Here is a 19,177-nt window from a genome sequence, read left to right as displayed (position 1 = left end):
TCCCGAGCACCTGTCAGTGGCTACCCGGTATGCACCGGGTAGCCACTTTCTCGTAGCGCCGCTGACTCACATTCCCCGTGAGCGATAGAAGTCCCTACCTAACGCAGAACCCACACACCACCGAGAGAAGCACGAGGAACACAACGGTGAGCACAGCCAAAAATGAGCAGGTAGTGGGCGGTCTCTACGCCTTTTTCTGCTACCTGATCTGGGGGCTCTTCCCCCTCTACTTCATGCTGACAGCCCCAGCCACTCCCCTAGAGATCGTGGCGGGCCGCGTGCTGTTTTCGCTGGTCTTCTGTTTAGCCCTGCTCCCGCTCACCCGGCAGGTCAAAAATCTGCTGACGGTGCTGGGCAATCTGCGCCAGGTAGGCCTTCTGCTAGTTGCTAGCCTACTCATTTTCGGCAACTGGCTGCTCTACGTCATTGCCACCACCAGTAACAACGTCATGGAAGCCTCCCTGGGCTACTACATCAACCCCATTGTCTCGGTCGCCCTAGGCGTCGTCTTCCTGGGTGAGCGCCTGCGCCCCCTCCAGTGGGCCGGTATCGGTGTTGCTGCGCTCGCGGTGCTGGTGATGGTGGTCTTTTACGGCTCAATCCCTTGGCTGGGCCTGGGGTTGGCTTTCACTTTCGGCTTCTACGGGCTGGTCAAGAAACGGATTGGGGCGGTGCCGGCCCTGGTATCTCTGACCATGGAGACCCTGCTCCTGACCCCTCTGGCAGCTGTACTGATGTGGTACTTTGCGCACAGCGGTCAGCTTACCCTGCTGACAGAAGGCCCAGCCCATTTCTGGATTCTGGTAGCCAGCGGCGTGCTCACGGCGGTGCCCCTGCTTCTCTTTGCGGGAGCCGCTGCCCGCGTCCCGCTCTCTGTGCTGGGAATGGTGCAGTACGTTGGCCCTACCTTGCAGTTCCTCGTTGCCCTGTTCGTAACCCAGGAACACCTCTCAGCGGGCCGCTGGGCAGGTTTTATGCTGGTGTGGGTAGCTGCGGCCTTCTTCATCACCGACTCCCTGCTCACCCAGCGCAGGGCACGTGCCCAGCAGCCGTCCGCCGAGGTCCCCTCCCCCGATACCAACACAGGTATGCTGCCCCAGATCAAGAACGACTAGGCAAGATCAAAGCCGGCTGAGACAGCCCCACAGAAAAACAAGCACAAAAAAGCAGCCCAGGTCCGCAATCAAGGGGCCTGGGCTGCTTTTATGCTCTGGCAGCGCTGAACCTACCGGGCTGAATCTACTGGGCTAAATCTACTGGGCGGTGGGGTTGAGCACGCGGGAGAGGAAGAGCTGGGTGCGCTCGTGCTGGGGGTTGCCGATGACGGCGTCGGAGGGGCCCTCCTCGACCACCACGCCGCCGTCCATGAAGACCACGCGGTCAGCTACATCGCGGGCGAAAGCCATCTCGTGGGTTACCACAATCATGGTCATACCCTCGGCGGCGAGCTGGCGCATGATAGAGAGCACGTCACCCACGGTCTCGGGGTCAAGAGCGCTGGTGGGCTCGTCAAAGAGCATGAGGGCGGGGTTCATGGAGAGGGCACGGGCGATAGCGACGCGCTGCTGCTGGCCGCCGGAGAGCTGGTCGGGGTGGCGGGCCGCCTTATCGGCCAGGCCTACCTTTTCGAGGTTGGCCAGGGCGATTTCTTTGGCTTCGGCTTTAGAGCGCTTGAGCACCTTGACCTGAGCGACGGTGCAGTTTTCGAGCACGGTCAGGTGGGGAAAGAGGTTGAACTGCTGAAAAACCATACCCACGGAGCGGCGCATGGCGTCGATATCAACATCGGGGTCGGTCACCGAATGACCGGCCACCTCGATACTGCCGGAGTTAGGGGTTTCGAGCAGGTTGACGCAGCGGAGCAGGGTGGACTTACCCGAGCCGGAGGGGCCGATCAGGCAGACGACCTCGCCGGGGGCTACCGACATGTCGATGCCCTTGAGCACTTCGACGTCGCCGTAGGACTTATGCAGGTTGGTGATGGTGACGGACGCTGGTGCGGTCTGAAGAGTCATGGCTGGTTCTTCCTGGGGTAGGTGGGTGCTTTACTTGCGGGAGCGGGCCTTGGCGCGCTTTTCGAAGTGGCGGGCAAGGAAGCCCAGCGGGACGGTGATAATCAGGTAGCAGGCGCCTGCCAGGACGAGCGGGGTGAGGCCCGCACCGGAACCCGAGATGCCTTCACGGCCGAACTTGGTCAGTTCGTACTGGGCTACCGACATACCGAGTAGGTAGACCAGGGAGGAGTCCTTGGTGAGCAGGATAATCTCGTTGGTGAGCGGGGGCAGGACGATGCGGAAGGCCTGGGGGATGATGACGGTGACCATGGCGCGGGTGTGGCTCATGCCCAGGGAGCGGGCTGCCTCGTACTGGCCCTTGGGTACAGCTTCCAGGCCGGCGCGCAGTACCTCACCGATGTAGGCGGCCGACACCATACCCAGAGCCAGCATGACGGTGACGTAGTTGTTCAGGCGCAGGCCGAAGGCCAGGGGGATGCCGTAACCGAAGGCAATAAAGACCAGCAGCGCGGGCAGACCGCGGAAGAGCTCGATGTAGAGCGAGGCTAGCCAGCGGTAGGGGGCAACCGATGAAATCTTCATCAGGGCCAGCAGAACACCGCCAGCCAGGCCCACCACGAAGCCTAGGGCCGTGTAAATCAGGGTGTTCTTGAGGGCAACGGTGATGATGTTGGGGAACTGCTGGGCAATAATCTCGGGGTTGAAGGCCTTATCGCGCAGGGTTCCCCAGTCAGCGACGAGAATAACAACGAGTGCGATGATGGCCAGCAGGGCGTACTGGGCGTAGCGGGCGTAGGTTTGTTTCTGCCGGGTCGACAGTGCCATGGGTGGTCTTTTCCTTTTGTTTCCCCGGTTGCCCGGGCTTGTATCGGCGTAGAAGAAGGGGTATACGGGTGAGGGGTAGGCTGCGCCTGCGCTAGCCTACCCCCGTTGGTGAGCTTGGGTTTATGCTACTACCCGTTATCCGCGATTACTGGGATACGCCCAGGTACTTTTCGCGCAGGTCTGCCATGCGGCCGTCCTCTTCCATCTTCTTGAGGGTGGCGTTAGCAGAGTCAAGCATGGCGGTGTTCTCGGTCGCTACGGCACCGGCAATCTGCTCGCCGGTCTCGATTTCCTGGACTACAGAGAGGGATGAGTCAGAGGTCAGCATTTCAGACAGCACGGTGATGTTACCGACGATGGCATCGACCTGGCCGGTCTGTAGTGCCTGCAGGAGCAGGCCGTTGTCTTCGTACTGGACGGTGTTAGCGCCAGCTTCCTGGGCGTACTTTTCACCGCTGGTAGCCTGCTGCACACCGATGTTGCGGCCGGAGAGGTCAGCGTCGCCCTTGATGTCGGAGCCAGCGGGAACCAGGATCGCCAGGTTGTCGTCGACGTAGGAGTCGGTGAAGTTCATGACGGTCTTGCGCTCATCGGTGATGGTGATGCCAGACAGGGCAATGTCGCACTGCTTGGAAGAAAGGGCTACACCGGACTGGATGCCCTCGAAGCTGGTGGTGAACATTTCGGCTTCGACGCCCAGGTCTGAGGCGATAGCTGCTGCGATATCGGCGTCCAAACCAACGATCTTGCCGTTTTCTTCGTATTCGAAAGGAGCGTAAGGAGGGTTGGTGCAGACGGTCAGCTTGCCCTCTGAAATCAGGGAAACGCCTGACTCGGTGGTGGTGCCGGTGCTAGAGGAGCCACAGGCAGTGAGCATCAGGGCGGCTGCTGCGAGAGCGAAGGGGGCCTTCTTCATGGTGTACCTCGTATCTAAAACTGTGTAGGTGCGATGTGCTTTGAGCTTTATTCTGCCCCGCTATGCGTAAAAATGCAAACCTATGCATGAATATTCATTATGAATTTTTTACATACCTCCAAGGTGAGCTTTAGGCACAAACATGACAAAATAGGCAGGGTGAACCGAGCAGACCTTAACAAAAAGACCACCGACATCTCCTCCATGTTCGATCAGGTAGCCGAGCGCTACGACCTGATGAACGGCATCATGTCGCTGGGCCAGCACATCTACTGGCGCAAGCAGACCGTTGCTGCGGTCGACGCCCACCCCGGCCAGAAGGTCCTTGACGTCGCCGCCGGAACCGGCACCTCGTCCGAGCCCTTCGCCGATGCCGGTGTTAAGGTCATCGCCGCCGACCTCTCCGAGGGCATGCTGGCCGTAGGCCGCCGCCGTCGCCCCGACATCGAGTTCGTGCAGGCGGACGTCACTGCCCTCCCCTTTGCCGACGAAGAGTTTGACGCCGTCACCATGAGCTACGGCCTGCGCAACGTCGCCGACTACCCCCAGGCCCTGCGCGAGCTCTACCGCGTGACCAAGCCCGGCGGACGCATCGTCATCAACGAGTTCTCCACCCCCACCTTCGCGCCCTTCCGCGCCATCTACCGCAACTACATCATGAAGCTGATTCCGCCGGTTGCGCGCAAGGTCTCATCTAACCCCGAAAGCTACGAGTACCTGGCCGAATCCATCCTGGCCTGGCCCGCCCAAGACGAGCTAGCCCGCCACTTCACCGAAGCAGGCTGGCAGAACGTTCAGTACAAGAACCTGACCGGCGGCATTGTAGCCCTGCACCGCGCTTATAAACCCGCGCAGTAAACCCGGTAGACTTACACCAGCAGCTTGCCGCGGCTCTGGGCCGCAGCCACCCACCGAAGAAATGTGAAAGACACCGTGACTGAACCCACCAGCTCCCCTATGAGCGTTGAAGCGCTCATACCCGAAGCTGACTTCAACCTGCCCAAGGGGTTTGAACTCATTGCGCAGGACGCTGAACTCGGCCCCAAGATTCTTGAGGCCCTTTCTGAGGTTGAGCAGCGCCTAGAACGTGCGGTTGCCCAGACCAACCACCTGGCAGATGTGGCATCCCGCCACCTGCTTTCTGCTGGTGGCAAGCGGGTACGCCCCCTGCTTACCCTGCTGGCAGCAGAGGCCGGTGGCGGCATCAACGACCGGGTCATTGACGCGGCTGTTGTCGTTGAGCTGACTCACCTGGCCACCCTCTACCACGACGACGTTATGGACGACGCCCCCAAGCGCCGCGGTGTAGATACCGCCCAGAACATCTGGGGCAACTCGGTCGCTATTCTGACCGGCGACCTCATCTTCTCCCGCGCCTCCCTGATTGTTTCCGAACTGGGTGGCCGCGCTCTAGCCGTTCAGGCCCAGACCTTTGAACGCCTGGTACTCGGTCAGCTCTTCGAGACCACCGGCCCCGAGAAAAACGAAGACATTCTCAGCCACTACATTAAGGTCATCGAGGGCAAGACCGGCTCCCTCATCGCAGCAGCAGGTTCCTACGGCACTATCCTGTCGGACTCCCCCGAGGCAACCGTGCAGATGCTGGCCCGCTACGGCGAATTGGTAGGCGTAGCCTTCCAGCTGGCCGACGACGTCATCGACGTCACCAGCTCGGGGGCGGCGTCCGGCAAGACCCCCGGCACCGACCTGCGCGAGGGCGTCCCCACCCTGCCCACCATCCTGCTCGACCGGGCTGCCGCAACCGGCGACCTTGAAGCCCAGCACGTCCAGCAGCTGATTCAGGGCGATCTCACCAGCGACGAGGCTCTAGCCGAAGCCGTTACAGCGCTCTCAGCCCACCCGGTCACCGCAGAAGCCTGGGAAATTGCCTACCAGTGGGCTGATGACGCTATCGCAGCCATCGAGCCCCTACCCGACTCAGTCGTCAAAGAAGCGCTCAAATCTTTCGCTCACGCCGTCGTCCACCGCGACGCCTAGAGCCAATCCCCGGCGGGAAACCGCCGGGATTTTTTTACCCAATTTTCTATCCACTATTTGAGATTTATTTATCACTTGCTAGTCTGAACCCACATACTACAAAAGATTCATTCACACGTTAGCCCGCGGAGGACTGCTCACATGAGTTCAAACCCCACCTCAGCGCCCAAGAAACGAGAAGGCTTCTCAAGCCGCAAGGTCTTCATCTTTGCAGCTATCGGTTCAGCCGTTGGTCTCGGTAACATCTGGCGCTTCCCCTACGTCGCCTACGATAACGGCGGCGGCGCCTTCATGATCCCCTACCTGGTCGCCCTGCTCACCGCGGGTCTGCCCTTCCTCTTCTTTGACTACGTCATCGGTCACCGCGCCCGCGCATCCTCTCCCCTGGCCTTCCGCCGCCTGAACCGCAAGACCGAGTTCATCGGCTGGTGGCATATGGGCATCAACTTCATCATCGCTATCTACTACGCAGCGATCCTCGCCTGGGCTGCCCGCTACTTCATCTACTCCTTCACCCACGCCTGGGGTGACGACCCGCAGACCTTCTTCTTCGCGGACGTCCTGCAGCTGGCTGACCCCGTAGCCCTCACCTTCGATTTCGTGCCCGGCATCCTCTACCCCCTCATCGGCATCTGGGTACTGCTGGCCCTCATCATGTCCCTGGGTGTACAGAAGGGCGTGGGCCTGGCTAACGTCTTCTTCATCCCCGTGCTGGTCATCATGTTCCTGGTCATGGTCGGCTACTCCCTGACCCTGGACGGCGCAATGACCGGCCTCGACGCCCTCTTCACCCCCGACTGGGCCGCTCTGACCGAGCCCGGCGTCTGGGTTGCAGCCTACGGCCAGATCTTCTTCTCCCTGTCCATCGGCTTCGGCATCATGATCACCTACGCCTCCTACCTGAAGAACAAGACCAACCTGACCGGATCCGGCGCGGTTGTGGGCTTCGCTAACTCCTCCTTCGAGCTGCTGGCCGGTATCGGCGTCTTCGCAGCCCTGGGCTTCATGGCAACCGCCGCTGGCACCCAGGTCTCCGAGGTAGCAACCTCAGGTATTGGCCTGGCCTTCATCGCCTTCCCCACCATCATCTCCCAGGCCCCCGGCGGCACCCTGATCGGTGTGCTCTTCTTCGGCTCCCTGCTCTTTGCAGGCTTCACCTCCATGATCTCCATCGTCGAGGTTATCGTTGCCGGTGTTGAAGACAAGTTCAACCTGGGCCGTGTGCGCTCCACCCTGCTGGTCATCGCCCCCATCGCGGTAATCTCAACCCTGCTCATGGCCACCACCTCCGGCCTCTACGTCCTGGATATCCTGGATAACTTCGTCAACCAGTTCGGCATCCTCGCCGCAGGCCTGGTCTCCATCTTCGTAGTTGCCTACCTGTTGCGTGCCCTGCCGATCTTCCGCGACCACCTCAACGAGCGTTCGTCCTGGAAGATGGGCAAGCTCTGGATGTTCCTGCTGGCAGGCATCACCCCCGTCATCCTGGGCTACTCCCTGATCAACACCTTCATCGACCTGATCAACGAACCCTACGAGGGCTACCCCGACCAGATGCTCAACATCTTCGGCTGGGGCATGGTCATCGCCCTGCTGGTCGTAGCTATCATCATCTCCATGCTGCCCTGGTCTAAGACCTCCCGTGCAGCGCTGACTCCCCCGGCTCCCCCGGTTGCAGGCGGCAAGGTCGTCCACGGCCACGTAGACGCTACCGCCCAGTCGACAGCCCAGTCAGCCACCGAAAAGGAAGGTGCCTAGCATGAGCTCCATCGCCATCGTTATGCTGATTGTCTCCATCGCCCTCATCTGGGGCGGCCTGGGCCTGGCCCTGGTTCACCTCTCCCGCAACCCCGACGAATCGGGTAGCGAGGTAGAGACCGACGAGACCGCAGTTCCCTGGGCCACCGAAACCACCCAGAAGTAACCGGCCCTCCACAGAGAAAAGCCCCTCCACACGCAGGTGTGGAGGGGCTTTTGCGTTAAGATTCAGCGCAGACGGGCGCCCACAGGCTCGTAGCGAAGCTGCTGGCACCGGGGCTGGCGTGAATCGCTTGTGAGCGTCAGCGAACCAGCGAGAGGGTCGGCAGCGAGCATGAGCCTGCGGGCACCCGAGCCACGCCACTGCTAGAAGACCCTACGGCCGCACCACTCTGACGCTGATTCCGTTCTCGCCCCAGGCTGCTGCGAGTTCTTCGAGCTGGGCGGTGTGCGGGGTGGTGAAGAAGCGGCGGACGGCCGGGGCAAATTTCTCGTGCTGGGCTAGGTGGCCGTGCTCCAGGGTGGAGAAGATACCTCCTCCGCGGTCATCGTACACCCATACCTCGACCTGGGGTTTGCGCTCTAGCGGGCCGATGTTGAGAGATCCGGTGTCGTGGAGGAAAGTCAGGTCGCCTAGGAGTACTCGGACTGGGCGGTTGAGGGCCAGGGAGATGCCGGATGCGGTAGCGATGGTTCCGTCGATACCGGCGAGCCCGCGGTTGGCAAAGACCAGGGGGGAAGCTGCCAGGGAGGGGGCGATAAGGTCTAGATCGCGGATGAGATTAGATGACCCTACGACCAGTACCGAGTCATCATCAAGACATTCGTTCCAGGCTCTTTCGGCAAGGGCATAGCCTGCAGTGCGGTCGGCAGATTCAGCCCCGGGGTGATCGCCGGTTGTGTAGGTTCCTGCGTTGTAATCAGCTACTTGCTGGTTCAGGGCATGGGCCAGTTCTTGCCCGGCGTCGTTCCAGGAGCCTGCCCAGTCGTTCCCCTCTCGGGTGGTGGCTCTCTGGCTGGTGCCTGCGAAGTCGGCCAGTTCAACCAGGGTCGCAATCTCCCGCAGGTCAAGGGCCCCGGGCTCATACCAGGGGGCAGGTGAGGGGGCATAGAGGGCGCGTTCTACCGCGGAGTTGGCCAGCAGGGTGGCAACCGGCCGGGAGAGGGTGGGGTGACCGAAGATAACGGCCCGCTCAACCTGCTGCCCCAGGTGCCCTGCCAACACCTGCCGGTAGGCGGGCACGGCCAGGGGTGAGAAGCGTGCGTTCGATGAGGGTTCGGCCAGCAGGGGCAGTCCCTGCTGCTGGGCAAAGGCCTGGGCGATAGGCCCTGCTCCGTCACCGGCCACCACGACGGTACGGCGGGCGGTACCGGCGCCGTCCGTCCGCCAAGCCCCCTCGGTGGTGCCTGCGCGTAGCCAGCTAGCTGCGCTGGGGTCGGCCGGGGGTAGTGGGGTGGCAGGCGCCGGTGGGTTCTCAGCCAGCGAGCGCGCCCAGCGCTCTAGAATCTGCTGGTCAAGGGGGTTGGGGGTGAGCGGGGTGTCAAGGGCCAGGTTGATCTGGACGGGGCCCCGCGGGGTGGTTGAGGGGGCGTCCCAGTTATCTGCTGAACGCCCGGTCAGGGCAGCGAGCGCCGCGTTGAGCTGGGCGCTCTGGGGGTCGGCGGGGTCGGCCGTGTAGTTTTCAAGGGTGCAGGACGCCCGGGTGTGGGCGGGAGCAATCACTTGCTGGTCGGTGGTTTGGTTGGCGCCGGTGCCCTGGAGCCGGGCAGGGCGGTCAGCCGAGAGCAGGGCCAGGGGTGCGCCAGCGTGGTAGGCCTCCATGAGGGCCGGGAGGCACTCGCCCACGGCGGTGCCGCTGGTAGTGACGATACCTACCGGTTGGCCGCTGGCCTTGGCCATTCCCAAAGCTGTGAAGGCGGCGCTGCGCTCGTCGATGCGCACGTGGGCTTCGATGACCCCGGCCTGGTCTAGGGCGGCGAGGGCGTAGGCTAGGGGGGCTGAGCGTGAGCCCGGAGCGATGAGAACATGCCGCATTCCTGCCCGCACGAGGGTGTCGAGCACAGAAATTGCGGTCATAAAGGAGGTTGAGGGTGCATCAGTCACCCCACCAGTTTACTCGCTGCCCTCTTCAACACTCAGCCGGGTTCTGCTGCTGCCCAGCTGCCCCTGTTCAAGTAGGCGGTAGCAGGCTTCGATTCGGCGGTGCCACCAGGCGGTGCGTTCGGGGCTGGTAGCTACCTCTTCAAGCAGCCGGGGCTCGGGGGTGATGTCCCGCAGGGGTAGCTCCCCATCCCGGGCCACAAGCGGGTGGGCTGTGACGTCCCTGGCCATCAGTGATACCGTGCCCAGGCCGCACCCGTAGGGCAGCTGCGGCAGGGCGGCGGCCAGCGCTGCCCCGGTACGGATGCCGACCGAACTTTCAAGGGCAGATGAAACAACCGCAGGCAGACCCGCCTGCTCTACGATGTGCAGGGCCCGCCTTACCCCGCCCAGGGGGGCAGCCTTAATAATGAGCACATCGGCAGCACCCAGACGGGCAACCCGCAGCGGGTCATCAGCCTTACGGACGGCCTCATCAGCGGCAATCAGCAGGGGGTTGCCGTGCGCCCGCAGCTGATCGCGAACCCGCGCCAGCCCCTCAATACCCGGGACCGGCTGCTCAGCGTAGAGCAGGTCGTAGTCAGCTAGCTCATTGAGGGCGCGGACGGCCTGGGCCTCAGTCCAGCCGCCGTTCGCATCAATCTTCAGTCTGGCGTCTGGGCAGGCGTCGCGCACCGCGGCTACCCGGGCTAGGTCTTGGGTTAGAGATTCTTCAAAAGGCAGCCCAGCTTCAGCCACCTTGATTTTGACTTCCCGCACCTGCCCCTCGTAGCGGCCCAGCACCTCCTCAACCTCGCTAGCGGCCACCGCCGGAACCGTAGCGTTAAGGGGAATACTGGTGCGCAGCGGCTGCGGGTAGGGCAGCCAGGCCGCCTCGATAGCGCAGGCCAGCCAGGCGGACGCCTCCACCGGCTCGTATTCGATAAAAGGGGCAAACTCGCCCCACCCTTCCGGCCCCTGAATCAGAGCGGTTTCACGTAGGCTGACGCCGCGGAACTTTACCCGCATGGGCAGAGCCGCTACACGGGTCGCCGACAAGATTTCTTCAAGCGGAGGCAGGGAAATATTAAGGGGCAGGGTGCTAGCTGTCATACCTTCTAATTTACTCTTCTACCGCTTCTGCAGGGCAGCTTAGGGGCGCTCGCGCAACATTAGGGGTTCTCTCAGGAAAGTCCCATGTGAGTTTGCCACAATAGCACTACAGGCTGAGCCTGTTAGCTCTTAGCAGGGTCTAGGGCTGAAATAGCAGGTACAGCTTGGTAGGCTCGTTGAGGTGTCTACACGCAGCAGAAAGGTCTTTGGGGATAACTGTGAGTTTTGAGAAGCGCGATTCTAACGCTGTTTCTGGCACACCCGACGATGCCACCGAGGTGCTAACGCCCCAGACCTATACCGACCGCACGGTTGCCCTGCCGACCAGCCCCGGTGACGACGCCACCGAGGTGCTTCCCGCTTCACGGGCACGGGCTACTTTTACAGATGATGACGCCACCGTGGTACTCCCTGCCGCGCCTTCTGCTCCCCAGGGCGAGGCCATCAAAGCTAAGCTCCAGGCCGGTACCGCCAGTGGCCTGGCGGCAGCTAAAACCGGTTTTGCCGCCGCGCAAGCAGCGGCCCAGGAGGCAGCGCACCGGGTCAAGAAGGAACGTGCCGCACGCGCAGCGAGCAAGGCCCGCACCCAGGCGGCAGCCCCGCGTCCGGACGCAGTCAGCGCCCACCGGGCGCCGCAGGCTAGCTACGGGGCCCCTGCCGCTGCTCCACAAGGACGCCCCCGCCCCGGCCACCCGGCGCAGGGCTACGGCCAGGCACCCTACAGCAGCCAGGCTCACTCAGGGGAATACTCCCCCTCGGGCCGGCTGCATATGCTCACTCCCTCGCATATTCGGCAGACTCGCCCCTCGCTCTGGACGCTGATCCAGCACTTCTTTGCGGCAGGAACCCTCTTCTGCCTTCTGGTGGCAGCCTTTGTTTTCTTTATTACAACGCCAACCGGCCAGGAGCTCGACGAGATTTCCTTCCAGGAGTTCTCCTACCAGTTCATGACCTACACCGAGCAGACCTCTACCCTGCTCGACTTCATTCCCACCGCCGCCGGTATTACCGCGGCTATCGGCATTCTCTTTGTGCTGCTGTGGAAGCACCGCTTTGTGCCAGCCCTGGTCGGTGTGGCCATTGCCGCCGGTGCTAATCTCACCACCCAGCTGCTGAAGAACTACATCATCGTCAAGCCCAACCTGGGTATTCAGGAGGCCCTGGGTAACTCGGCACCGTCCGGCCACACGACCTTCGCAGCCGCTGCGGGCCTGGCCCTCTTCCTGGCCTCCCCCAAGCGCTTCCGCCCCACCGTAGCGCTCATCAGCATGGTCTTTACGGTAGCAGCAGGCTATTCCACCGTGGTCAACGGCTGGCACAGGCCCGCCGATGTGGTCACAGCCATTCTGGTCACCGGTCTTTGGGGCGTATTAGGGCTCGTGATTCTGCGTTTCATGCGCTCAGAGGAACTTGATATGAGCGACACCCAGCGCTCCGGCCTAATCCTGGTACCTCTGCTTTCTATCTCGGGATTCTTCTCGGGCTTCTGCGCTCTGGCCCTCTACTGGGTGACCTACACCAACCCGATTCCCGGTTCTGCCTTTATGGCAGCCATCTGCCTCATCGGGGCGGTAGCGGCGCTGACCACCAGCACCCAGGTGGCCCTCCTGCGCCCCCAAAATAAGAAGCGCAGCGCCTACCGCAGGGTCTGGGCTTACTAGGCCCTCAGGGCTTTAGCCTTGCCCCAGGGTAATGGGGCCGGTCAGGCCAGAGGCGGCGTCCCCCTCAAACGTGACGGTCGAGAGCCCCTGTCCCTCAGCCTCACGGGCTTCAAGCTTCGTGAGGCGGTCAAGCAGTATACGGGTGGATCCACCCGAATAGGGTAGCTGGTACATCGAAGCTGTCGTTGCCCCCTTGACCTTCTTCAGTGCGGAGTCAGCGATTTTCTGTACGGCGTCTTCCATGGTGTCGGCCATACGCTCGATGAAAGAACTCTCCACCGGGGTGCCGTGCCCGGGAACGAAGATGCGGTAGCGGTCGAGCCCTGCCAGGGTGCGTAGGGTGCTGACCCACAGTTCGGGGTAGGAGTCGTCGAAGGCGGGGTCTGAGCCCTGCTCGATGATGTCACCGGCGAACAGGACGTCGTCTACGCCTACCAGCACGTCACCGTCAGTGTGGGCCAGGCCCAGGTACATGAGGGTAACGGCCCGCTGGCCCAGTTCTACCCGGGTAAAGGCCGGACGGGTACCGTCGCCGGGCAAGAACCGGGTGGGTACGACAAGCTGGGTGTTGGGGCCAGCCTGGTGGGCCATCTCGGGTTCTAGCACCTCAACGTAAAGACGCTGGCGGTCGCCGTAGCTTTCGATAGCGCGGGCGGCGCGGGGGTGGGCCCAGATGTCGGTGACTCCGTCGGCTGCGAACACGGCGTTGCCCATGAAGCGGTCGAAGTGCGCGTGGGTGTTGACCGCAACCAGAGGAAGCTCGGTGACCCGTCGCACGGCTCTCAGGATCTCGGCTCCCTGACGGGGCCCGGCGCCGGTGTCAACCACCATAGCCTTCTCTGCGCCCACAATCAGACCGGAGTTAAGACGGTAGTTATCCGTTGAGATCTGATAGATACCATCGGCAATTTCAAGAGTTCTAGCCATACTCTCTAAGGTACTTGAAATAAAAGGTGCCTACCGTGTTTACGAGTGGCTGGGCAGTTATTTCTCACCACACTGCCCTTCTTTAACGGTGTTACGCAGGTTAGGCGCAATCTTATGTCATAAAAAGATGTATCACCTTAGCTAACCAGCTCATCAGGGCTAGCTGCCCTCAGCCCGCTTGCTTCCCCTGGGCACTAGACTAGTGGGGTGATGTCTATCAAAACCGCTCCTGTTCCCGTTCCCTGCGGCCGTTACGCGCCTTCCCCTTCCGGTGACCTGCACCTGGGTAACCTGCGCACCGCCCTACTAGCCTGGATGATGGCCCGTACCGCGGGAGGCCGTTTTGTGATGCGGGTGGAGGATTTAGACCGGGTCAAGAAGGGGGCAGCAGAGCGGCAGCTGGCCGACCTTGCCGCCCTGGGCATCGACTGGGACGGGCCGGTACTCTACCAGTCCACCCGCCTAGATGCCTACGCGGACGCCCTTAACCGCCTGCGCGAGGCCGGGCTAGTTTACGAGTGCTACTGCACCCGCAAAGAAATTCAGGAGGCCTCCAGCGCCCCGCACGGCGCCCCCGGCGCCTACCCCGGCACCTGCCGCAACCTCACCGAGGCAGAAAGGGCTGAGCGCAGGCAGCTGCGGCCGGCGTCCTTGCGCCTGAAAGCCCAGGTGAGCGAATGGACTGTCACCGACCGTTTCGCCGGGGAATACACCGACGCGGTCGACGACTTTGTACTGGTGCGGGCCGACGGGGTCTACGCCTACAACCTGGTGTGCGTGGTTGATGACGATTACCAGGGGGTCACCGAGGTGGTGCGCGGCGACGATCTGCTGCCCTCTGCCCCCCGCCAGGCCTATCTAGCTCACCTGCTGGGGTTGCAGGTGCCCACCTATGCCCATGTCCCCCTAGCCCTCAACACCGAGGGCAAGCGCCTGGCTAAACGGGACGGGGCCGTGACCCTTGCCGAGCTCACCGCCGCCGGGGTTAGCACCGACCACATCATGCGCATGATTGCTGCCTCTATTCCCCTGCCCCCGCTCACCGGGGCGAGCGCGGGTGACAGCGGCCCCCACCTACCCGAAACTGCCGCCGAAATGCTCTCTGTCTTCGCCCCTGAGCGCATCCGCCAGGCCCCATGGACGGTAGTGGACCCGCTCTTAGAGAGTACCTGCGGGCTCTAGGTGGCAGCTATGAATCTCACCGATCGTATACCGGACGAGCACCGGGGCACCGCCGCTCTGCTCCTGATTTTGGCCGGTTCACTGGGTATTCAGATTTCAGCGGCTATCGTTTCGGTACTTTTTGCCAGTGTCGGCCCCACCCAGGTGGCCGCTCTGCGCGCCCTCATTGCCGCTGTGGTGCTCTGGGCCCTGGTGCGCCCCAACCCCTTTGCCCTGCGGCGGCAAGACCTGCCACAGGTGCTGGTGTACGGGCTGGTGCTGACCCTCATGAGCATCTGCTTCTATAACGCGGTCCACCATATCCCCCTGGGTGTGGCAGTGACCTTTGAATACCTGGGTGCCTTTGTTGTGGCCCTACTGGGCGTGCGCCGCTTGCGTGATGGACTCATGGCCTTCTTCGCCCTGGCCGGGGTCGTCATGATCGCTGGGCCTACACTCGCTGGAGACGCCCACCCTATCGGCTTTATCTGGGCCCTAGGCTCGGCGGCCTCGATGGCGGGCTACACCATCTACTCAGCCCGCATGGGCTCAGCCTCACCGGCTACCAGCGGCTTACGCGGCACCACCATGTCGCTGGCTTTTTCAGCCCTCATACAGCTGCCCCTGTCGGTGCCTGCTATGGCGGGGCTGGACGCGGACGCCTGGTTCAAGCTGGCTCTCTCCGCTATCGTGGGCGTGGCCCTGGCCTACTCCGCTGATAACATTGCCGGTCAGCTCACCAGCGCCGCCGTGATTGGAGTGCTCTTCTCCATCGACCCGGTGGTCGGGGCTATCGTGGGCACCTTCATGCTAGGCGAGGTGCTCTCAGCCTGGTCCTATCTGGGCATTGTATTGATTGCCGCCTCGGGTGCCTATATCGTCTGGCGCACCAACAGGTCAGCCATCGCGGTAACCCTGCATACATCAGCCCTACCCGTGATAGATCCGCGCTCGCAGAAGCACCCTTAAGAAAAGCTCACCGGTTTTACACACCGATTCTAAATAGCTTCAGGCGGCGAGATAGTGTCAAGCAGACCCTCAGGGTGTAAGCTAACGCACAGACCAAAACCTGCATGCGGGAAGATGCCTCAAGTAATCTAAACAAGATACTTTAGGGAAACTGCACATAAGGGAAGGTGCGCCGACGCACCCACCCCAGCCCGCACGTCCTCGCCTACAACCCAAGGGGAGCTCATGAGCAACACCACCTACCAGCTGATAGCCCTGGCTATCTACTTCGCCGCCATGGTCGGCATCGGCATCTGGGCCAAGTCCAAGAACAACAACCTCGACGACTACGTGCTCGGCGGGCGCTCCCTCTCCCCCACCGCAGCGGCTCTCTCAGCGGGTGCCTCGGACATGTCGGGCTGGCTCCTCATGGGTCTACCCGGTGCCCTCTACATCACCGGCCTGGCTGAAGCCTGGATTGCCATCGGCCTAACTGCCGGTGCCTGGCTCAACTGGAAGTTCGTGGCCCCCCGCCTGCGCGCCTACACCGAGGTCTCCCGCAACTCGGTCACCGTTCCCTCCTTCTTCCACAACCGCCTGCGCGACCCCCGCGGCATCATCCGCGTCTTCGCCGCCCTAGTCATCCTGATTTTCTTCACCTTCTACGTCTCTTCCGGCATGGTCGCCGGCGGTGTCTTCTTCCAGTCCTCATTCGGCGGTAACTACCACACCGGCATGCTGCTGGTCGCCGGCATCACCGTTGCCTACACCCTCTTCGGCGGCTTCCTGGGTGCAACCTACACGGACGTTGTACAGGGCCTGCTCATGCTCACCGCCCTCATCGTCCTGCCGATCATGGCCCTGGTTTACGTCGGCGGCTTCTCGGGCCTTGAAACCACCATCGAGTCCGTTAACCCCACCGCCCTCTCCTTCTTTGCGGGCACCACCGTGTTGGGCATTCTTTCCTCAGCTGCCTGGGGTCTGGGCTACTTCGGCCAGCCCCACATCATCGTGCGCTTCATGGGCCTGCGTTCTGCCCAGGACGCCACCGCCGGCCGCCGCATCGGCATCACTTGGATGGTTGCCACCCTGGTCGGCGCCATGAGCGCCGGTCTCATCGGCATCGCCTACTTTGCCCGCCACCCCGAAGCGACCCTGACCGACACCACCAATGCTGAGTCAGTCTTCCTGGATATGTCCCAGATTCTGCTCCACCCCCTGCTGGCCGGGTTCGTACTGGCAGCGGTACTGGCAGCTATTATGTCAACCCTTTCCTCCCAGCTGATTGTCTGCTCATCTGCCCTGGCTGAAGACCTCTACAAGCTCACCAGCGGCGGCAAGGAACTCTCAGATGCCAAGGGCCTCTGGCTAGGCCGCGCGGGCGTGCTGATTGTCTCTGTCATCGCAGGTCTGCTGGCCTGGAACCCCGACTCATCCGTGCTCTCCCTGGTCTCCTTCGCCTGGGCTGGCTTCGGTGCCGCATTTGGCCCGATCGTGATTCTCTCCCTCTACTGGCGCAAGCTCACCGCCGCCGGTGCTGTAGCGGGCATGGTTGCGGGTACCATCACTGTCTTTGTCTGGGGCTACAACGAGGTTCTCTCGGGCTACATGTACGAGATCGTGCCCGGCTTCCTGGTCAATCTGCTCTTTGCCTACGTCGTATCCATTGCCACCTACAAGGGTGACTCCGCCGCTACCCGCGAGATCAACGAAGAATTCGACCGCGCTGTGGAGCTCTCCCGCTAAGCCAGCTTCCACTAGAACCACCAGCTAAGGTTCTTCTTTTATCAGGACGCCGCACCCCGCCCCCCTGCCCTTCAGGCAGGAAGCTGGGGGCGGCGTCCGTCCTTTCCCATTCTTCCGCTGAATGGCGGCAAATCTCTGCTGAATGTAACCGAAAGCTTCATGTGCGTGTTCTTTGAACGCGCAGATGAAGCTTTCGGTTACCCACAAGGAGCCAACGGCGGGGACGCCCTGGGTAGACTGGTGGCTATGACTAACGAACTTCCTGCCAAGGTTTCTGACATTTTCGACCCCCACCAGTGGCGCCTGGTTGAGGGCTTTGAAGACCTGACCGACATCACCTATCACCGTCAGGTAGAACGCAACGAGGCCGGTGAGATCCTGCGGGATCTGCCGACCGTCCGCATCGCCTTTGACCGACCCGAGGTACGCAACGCCTTCCGCCCCCACACCGTCGATGAGCTCTACCGGGTGCTGGACCACGCCCGCATGACCTCCAACGTGGGTACCGTACTGCTGACCGGCAACGGCCCCTCAGCTAAGGACGGCGGCTGGGCCTTCTGCTCCGGCGGCGACCAGCGTATTCGCGGCCGCGACGGCTACCGCTACGCCGAGGGTGAGACCCGCGATTCCATCGACCCGGCCCGCGCAGGCCGCCTGCACATCCTGGAGGTTCAGCGCCTGATTCGCACCATGCCCAAGGTGGTTATCGCCCTGGTATCGGGCTGGGCAGCCGGTGGCGGCCACTCCCTGCATGTGGTTGCTGACCTGACTATTGCGTCAGAAGAGTACGGCAAGTTTAAGCAGACTGATGCGACCGTTGGCTCCTTTGACGCCGGCTACGGCTCTGCCCTGCTGGCCCGCCAGGTGGGTCAGAAGTTTGCCCGCGAGATTTTCTTCCTGGCTAAGGAGTACGATGCTCAGCGCATGTACGAGATGGGCGCTGTGAATGACGTGGTGCCCCACGCCGAGCTGGAGGCTAAGGGCCTGGAGTACGCGGCCCACATTGCCCGCCAGTCACCACAGGCGATTCGTATGCTCAAGTTCGCTTTCAACCTTCCGGACGACGGCATGGTCGGCCAGCAGGTCTTTGCCGGTGAGGCCACCCGCATGGCCTACATGACCGACGAAGCCGTCGAAGGCCGCGACGCCTTCCTTGAGAAGCGCGACCCCAACTGGGAGAACTACCCCTACTACTTCTAGCCGCCTACCGGCGTCCGCGCGCCCGAATCAGAGCCGCGCAAGCTAAGCGCCCACCAGACTCTCGCACTGCCCATCTTCTCTGTGGGCAGTACGAGAGTCTGGTGGGCTTTCGCTGTCTGAGCAAAAGAATAAGACGATACCTCCCCTGCTGTGTGCGGTATTCCAAAGGAAAAACCTTAGCTCTTGAAGATACCGCCTCTCAAGCGTACAGTTTTCTGTACAGGAGGTTCTGATGAAAACTATGACCTACACCGAGTCCCGCGCCAACTACGCCCAGGTACTCGATATCGCGGTAGAAGACCTTGAAGAAGTCGTCATCACCAGGGCAGGGCGCGAACCTGCCGTCATTCTTTCACTTGCCGAATACGAATCGCTCAAAGAGACCGCTCACCTCTTACGTTCGCCTGCCAATGCCCGTAAGCTACTCGATGCAATCGACGAACTTGAAGCAGGCGGAGGCTCCAGTCAGGCACTTCTCGAAGATTAGGCAGCAGCGTGGAACTTATCTGGAGCAGTCAGGCCTGGGAAGATTACCTGTGGTGGCAAAAGCAAGATCGCAAGGTTCTCAAAAGAATCAATACCCTACTCAAAGATATTCAGCGTAACGGTAACGAAGGCATTGGCAAGCCAGAGGCCCTGCGCAACAACCTCTCCGGCTACTGGTCCCGCAGAATTACCGAAGAACACCGACTGGTCTACAAAATCGTGGGCAACTCTGTGCGCATTGCTGCGGTGAGGTACCACTACGAGTAGACGCCGCAGCGAGAAGAAAATAACTGAGGGGCCACCAGACTCGCGTACTACCCACCCCGCTCGTGGACAGTGCGCG

At 62.0% G+C, this 19,177-nt stretch carries 18 protein-coding genes; 12 read left to right on the top strand and 6 right to left on the bottom strand.

Annotation, left to right across the window (positions count from 1 at the left end; translation table 11 throughout):
* Positions 1-146 precede the first annotated feature (146 nt).
* Entirely contained in the window at positions 147-1,115 is a 969-nt protein-coding gene (rarD, locus tag L6963_RS07065; protein WP_237199113.1) for an EamA family transporter RarD, read from the top strand.
* A 138-nt stretch (positions 1,116-1,253) separates the two neighbouring features.
* On the opposite strand, the gene L6963_RS07060 is transcribed toward rarD, so the two are convergent.
* The 3 genes from L6963_RS07060 to L6963_RS07050 all read right to left on the bottom strand — a co-directional run bounded on the left by L6963_RS07060 (position 1,254) and on the right by L6963_RS07050 (position 3,756).
* Positions 1,254-2,015, bottom strand: coding sequence for an amino acid ABC transporter ATP-binding protein (locus L6963_RS07060; RefSeq protein WP_237199114.1), 762 nt, complete (start codon positions 2,013-2,015; stop codon positions 1,254-1,256).
* A gap of 30 nt (positions 2,016-2,045) precedes the next feature.
* On the bottom strand, positions 2,046-2,840 hold the full coding sequence (locus L6963_RS07055; RefSeq protein WP_237184958.1) for an amino acid ABC transporter permease: 795 nt from the start codon (positions 2,838-2,840) through the stop codon (positions 2,046-2,048).
* 145 nt (positions 2,841-2,985) lie between these two features.
* Positions 2,986-3,756 carry an ABC transporter substrate-binding protein gene (locus L6963_RS07050; protein ID WP_237199115.1) on the bottom strand — a complete coding sequence of 257 codons (771 nt, stop codon included), beginning with the start codon at positions 3,754-3,756 and terminating at the stop codon, positions 2,986-2,988.
* A gap of 99 nt (positions 3,757-3,855) precedes the next feature.
* Between L6963_RS07050 and L6963_RS07045 the strand changes: the two genes are divergently transcribed.
* The 4 genes from L6963_RS07045 to L6963_RS07030 all read left to right on the top strand — a co-directional run bounded on the left by L6963_RS07045 (position 3,856) and on the right by L6963_RS07030 (position 7,678).
* Complete coding sequence (locus L6963_RS07045) at positions 3,856-4,614, top strand: demethylmenaquinone methyltransferase (protein WP_423816788.1); 759 nt, start codon at positions 3,856-3,858, stop codon at positions 4,612-4,614.
* A gap of 99 nt (positions 4,615-4,713) precedes the next feature.
* Entirely contained in the window at positions 4,714-5,754 is a 1,041-nt protein-coding gene (locus L6963_RS07040; RefSeq protein ID WP_237195187.1) for a polyprenyl synthetase family protein, read from the top strand.
* Positions 5,755-5,895: 141 nt separating this feature from the next.
* On the top strand, positions 5,896-7,512 hold the full coding sequence (locus tag L6963_RS07035) for a sodium-dependent transporter (protein WP_237206162.1): 1,617 nt from the start codon (positions 5,896-5,898) through the stop codon (positions 7,510-7,512).
* Between the two features lies 1 nt (position 7,513).
* Entirely contained in the window at positions 7,514-7,678 is a 165-nt protein-coding gene (locus L6963_RS07030; RefSeq protein WP_237184963.1) for a methionine/alanine import family NSS transporter small subunit, read from the top strand.
* A gap of 210 nt (positions 7,679-7,888) precedes the next feature.
* On the opposite strand, the gene menD is transcribed toward L6963_RS07030, so the two are convergent.
* Entirely contained in the window at positions 7,889-9,616 is a 1,728-nt protein-coding gene (gene menD, locus L6963_RS07025; protein ID WP_237206161.1) for a 2-succinyl-5-enolpyruvyl-6-hydroxy-3-cyclohexene-1-carboxylic-acid synthase, read from the bottom strand.
* Positions 9,617-9,625: 9 nt separating this feature from the next.
* On the bottom strand, positions 9,626-10,705 hold the full coding sequence (locus L6963_RS07020; protein ID WP_237206160.1) for an o-succinylbenzoate synthase: 1,080 nt from the start codon (positions 10,703-10,705) through the stop codon (positions 9,626-9,628).
* A 218-nt stretch (positions 10,706-10,923) separates the two neighbouring features.
* Between L6963_RS07020 and L6963_RS07015 the strand changes: the two genes are divergently transcribed.
* Positions 10,924-12,366 carry a phosphatase PAP2 family protein gene (locus L6963_RS07015; RefSeq protein WP_237206159.1) on the top strand — a complete coding sequence of 481 codons (1,443 nt, stop codon included), beginning with the start codon at positions 10,924-10,926 and terminating at the stop codon, positions 12,364-12,366.
* 12 nt (positions 12,367-12,378) lie between these two features.
* Here the strand turns inward: L6963_RS07015 and L6963_RS07010 are convergent, their stop codons facing one another.
* On the bottom strand, positions 12,379-13,293 hold the full coding sequence (locus L6963_RS07010) for an MBL fold metallo-hydrolase (RefSeq protein ID WP_237199588.1): 915 nt from the start codon (positions 13,291-13,293) through the stop codon (positions 12,379-12,381).
* Positions 13,294-13,503: 210 nt separating this feature from the next.
* Here L6963_RS07010 and gluQRS point away from each other — a divergent pair, with 210 nt between their 5' ends.
* The 6 genes from gluQRS (at position 13,504) to L6963_RS06980 (ending at position 19,101) form a co-directional block, all read left to right on the top strand.
* Complete coding sequence (gene gluQRS / locus L6963_RS07005) at positions 13,504-14,475, top strand: tRNA glutamyl-Q(34) synthetase GluQRS (protein ID WP_237206158.1); 972 nt, start codon at positions 13,504-13,506, stop codon at positions 14,473-14,475.
* Between the two features lie 9 nt (positions 14,476-14,484).
* Positions 14,485-15,423 carry an EamA family transporter gene (locus L6963_RS07000; RefSeq protein ID WP_237206157.1) on the top strand — a complete coding sequence of 313 codons (939 nt, stop codon included), beginning with the start codon at positions 14,485-14,487 and terminating at the stop codon, positions 15,421-15,423.
* Positions 15,424-15,648: 225 nt separating this feature from the next.
* A complete protein-coding gene (gene putP, locus L6963_RS06995; RefSeq protein ID WP_237206156.1) occupies positions 15,649-17,148 on the top strand; it encodes a sodium/proline symporter PutP in 1,500 nt (499 codons plus the stop codon).
* A gap of 246 nt (positions 17,149-17,394) precedes the next feature.
* Positions 17,395-18,348, top strand: coding sequence for a 1,4-dihydroxy-2-naphthoyl-CoA synthase (locus L6963_RS06990; RefSeq protein WP_237206155.1), 954 nt, complete (start codon positions 17,395-17,397; stop codon positions 18,346-18,348).
* Positions 18,349-18,580: 232 nt separating this feature from the next.
* Positions 18,581-18,835, top strand: a complete 255-nt coding sequence (locus L6963_RS06985) for a type II toxin-antitoxin system Phd/YefM family antitoxin (protein WP_185174196.1) — start codon at positions 18,581-18,583, stop codon at positions 18,833-18,835.
* An 8-nt stretch (positions 18,836-18,843) separates the two neighbouring features.
* Positions 18,844-19,101 (top strand): Txe/YoeB family addiction module toxin, encoded by a 258-nt coding sequence (locus tag L6963_RS06980; RefSeq protein WP_237206154.1) that lies wholly within the window; start codon positions 18,844-18,846, stop codon positions 19,099-19,101.
* Positions 19,102-19,177 lie beyond the last annotated feature (76 nt).

The organism is Rothia nasimurium, assembly GCF_928392795.1.
Taxonomy (GTDB): Bacteria; Actinomycetota; Actinomycetes; order Actinomycetales; family Micrococcaceae; genus Rothia; species Rothia nasimurium_F.
Note: the sequence above shows the minus strand (reverse complement) of the source record. Positions and strands in the feature narration are given on the sequence as shown.

Bases quoted from the DNA above. Each gene is read 5' to 3' on its own strand.
- L6963_RS07060 (WP_237199114.1), bottom strand. From the start codon at position 2,015: ATGACTCTTCAGACCGCACCAGCGTCCGTCACCATCACCAACCTGCAT.
- L6963_RS07055 (WP_237184958.1), bottom strand. From the start codon at position 2,840: ATGGCACTGTCGACCCGGCAGAAACAAACCTACGCCCGCTACGCCCAG.
- L6963_RS07045 (WP_423816788.1), top strand. From the start codon at position 3,856: ATGAATTTTTTACATACCTCCAAGGTGAGCTTTAGGCACAAACATGAC.
- L6963_RS07040 (WP_237195187.1), top strand. From the start codon at position 4,714: ATGAGCGTTGAAGCGCTCATACCCGAAGCTGACTTCAACCTGCCCAAG.
- L6963_RS06990 (WP_237206155.1), top strand. From the start codon at position 17,395: ATGACTAACGAACTTCCTGCCAAGGTTTCTGACATTTTCGACCCCCAC.
- L6963_RS07010 (WP_237199588.1), bottom strand. From the start codon at position 13,293: ATGGCTAGAACTCTTGAAATTGCCGATGGTATCTATCAGATCTCAACG.
- gluQRS (WP_237206158.1), top strand. From the start codon at position 13,504: ATGTCTATCAAAACCGCTCCTGTTCCCGTTCCCTGCGGCCGTTACGCG.
- L6963_RS07050 (WP_237199115.1), bottom strand. From the start codon at position 3,756: ATGAAGAAGGCCCCCTTCGCTCTCGCAGCAGCCGCCCTGATGCTCACT.
- L6963_RS07020 (WP_237206160.1), bottom strand. From the start codon at position 10,705: ATGACAGCTAGCACCCTGCCCCTTAATATTTCCCTGCCTCCGCTTGAA.
- putP (WP_237206156.1), top strand. From the start codon at position 15,649: ATGAGCAACACCACCTACCAGCTGATAGCCCTGGCTATCTACTTCGCC.
- L6963_RS07000 (WP_237206157.1), top strand. From the start codon at position 14,485: ATGAATCTCACCGATCGTATACCGGACGAGCACCGGGGCACCGCCGCT.
- L6963_RS07035 (WP_237206162.1), top strand. From the start codon at position 5,896: ATGAGTTCAAACCCCACCTCAGCGCCCAAGAAACGAGAAGGCTTCTCA.
- L6963_RS07030 (WP_237184963.1), top strand. From the start codon at position 7,514: ATGAGCTCCATCGCCATCGTTATGCTGATTGTCTCCATCGCCCTCATC.
- L6963_RS06985 (WP_185174196.1), top strand. From the start codon at position 18,581: ATGAAAACTATGACCTACACCGAGTCCCGCGCCAACTACGCCCAGGTA.